Annotated in this window: 2 protein-coding genes; both read left to right on the plus strand. The window is 71.9% G+C overall.

Annotation, left to right across the window (positions count from 1 at the left end; genetic code table 11):
• Positions 1-1,238 (plus strand): S1C family serine protease (locus tag G6017_RS08770; RefSeq protein ID WP_182616978.1); only part of this gene is annotated, 1,238 nt, incomplete at its 5' end.
• A 92-nt stretch (positions 1,239-1,330) separates the two neighbouring features.
• Positions 1,331-1,442, plus strand: a 112-nt coding sequence (locus tag G6017_RS08775; protein ID WP_182616980.1) for a Sec-independent protein translocase subunit TatA/TatB, incomplete at its 3' end; no start/stop codon positions are given.

Raw genomic sequence — 1,442 nt, forward strand, 5'->3', positions numbered from 1 at the left:
AGGACCGGGTCGAGGTGCCACAGCCCGCCCCGCCCGACCCGTGGCGGGATCCCCACGCCCCGGTGGGGTTCGGAACCCCCGCCCTGCAGGCGGCGGACGAGCCCGGACCGGAGGATCTGTCGGGTGCGGACGTGCCCCCGCCGCCGAGGCTCTCACTCTCCGAGGCTCTGTTCGAGCGGCGACTGAGCAGGCAGGCGCTGGCAGGGGCGACCGCCGCCGTCGCCGTCATCGCCCTCGTGGGAGGGGGGATCGGCGCGGTCGTGGCCGATTCCGCCCGCGTCCTCACCACGTCGACGGTCCGCATCGCCGACGCGCCGGCGAACGTCATCCGGCCCGACAACCCGGTCGGTGAGGTGGCGCAACGGGTCCAACCGGCGGTGGTCCACATCCAGGTCTCCACGGCCTCGGCCCGGGGTGAGGGCTCCGGCATCGTCATAGACCCGCAGGGTTACATCGTCACCAACAACCACGTCGTCACCATGGACGGCGCCGCCGACAGGGCGGACATCGACGTCGTCTTCCCGGACGGGTCCAGGGCATCGGCCGAGTTGGTCGGCCGCGACCCGGCGACCGACCTGGCGGTGCTGAAGGTCGACGACGTCCAGAACCTCACCGTCGCGACCCTCGGTGATTCCGATCGGGTGCAGGTGGGCGAACAGGTCGTCGCCATCGGGTCGCCCCTCGGCCTGGCCCGGACGGTCACCGAGGGCATCGTGTCGGCCACCCAGCGGCCGATCGCCCTGGGGGAGTCCACCTCCGACGGGGACGTGGTGATCGACGCCATCCAGACCGACGCGGCCATCAATCCCGGCAACTCGGGTGGTCCGCTCATCGACGCCAGCGGGGCGGTGATCGGGATCAACACCTCCATCTTCACCCAATCCGGTGGGTCGATCGGGCTCGGGTTCGCCATCCCCGTCAACGATGTGCGCGACATCGCCACCTCGCTGATGAGCGAGGGCTCCGTACGTCACGCGACCATCGGCGTGAACGCGCGCAAGGCGGAGAACGGCAACGTGGAGGGTGCGGAGCTGGTCAACGTGCGGGAGGGGTCGCCCGCACAGGAGGCCGGGCTCCGGGAGGGCGACGTGGTGACGAGTGTCGGGGAACGCGGTGTCCGGTCCTCCGACGAGCTCATCGTGGCCGTCCGACGGGCTGGCGCGGACGTCGACGTGCCGGTCGAGGTCATCCGCGACGGTGCACGGATCGAGGTGACCGTCCGACCCGTACTCGCCTGACCCGCTCGGGGCCGGCAGGTCGCCGGCGCCGGTGGCCGGTCGTCCGAGGTCGTGGTGCCGGTCGGTGCCGGGACGACGTATCCTCGGAGGCGATGTTCACTAACGTGGGGTGGTCCGAGCTCCTGGTGCTCGGCGTGATCGCGCTCGTGGTCCTGGGGCCCGAGCGCCTACCCGAGGCCGCCCGCTGGCTGGCCTCGGCGATCC

It is taken from the genome of Dietzia sp. B44, from assembly GCF_014145245.1.
In the GTDB taxonomy this organism is placed as follows: Bacteria; Actinomycetota; Actinomycetes; order Mycobacteriales; family Mycobacteriaceae; genus Dietzia; species Dietzia natronolimnaea.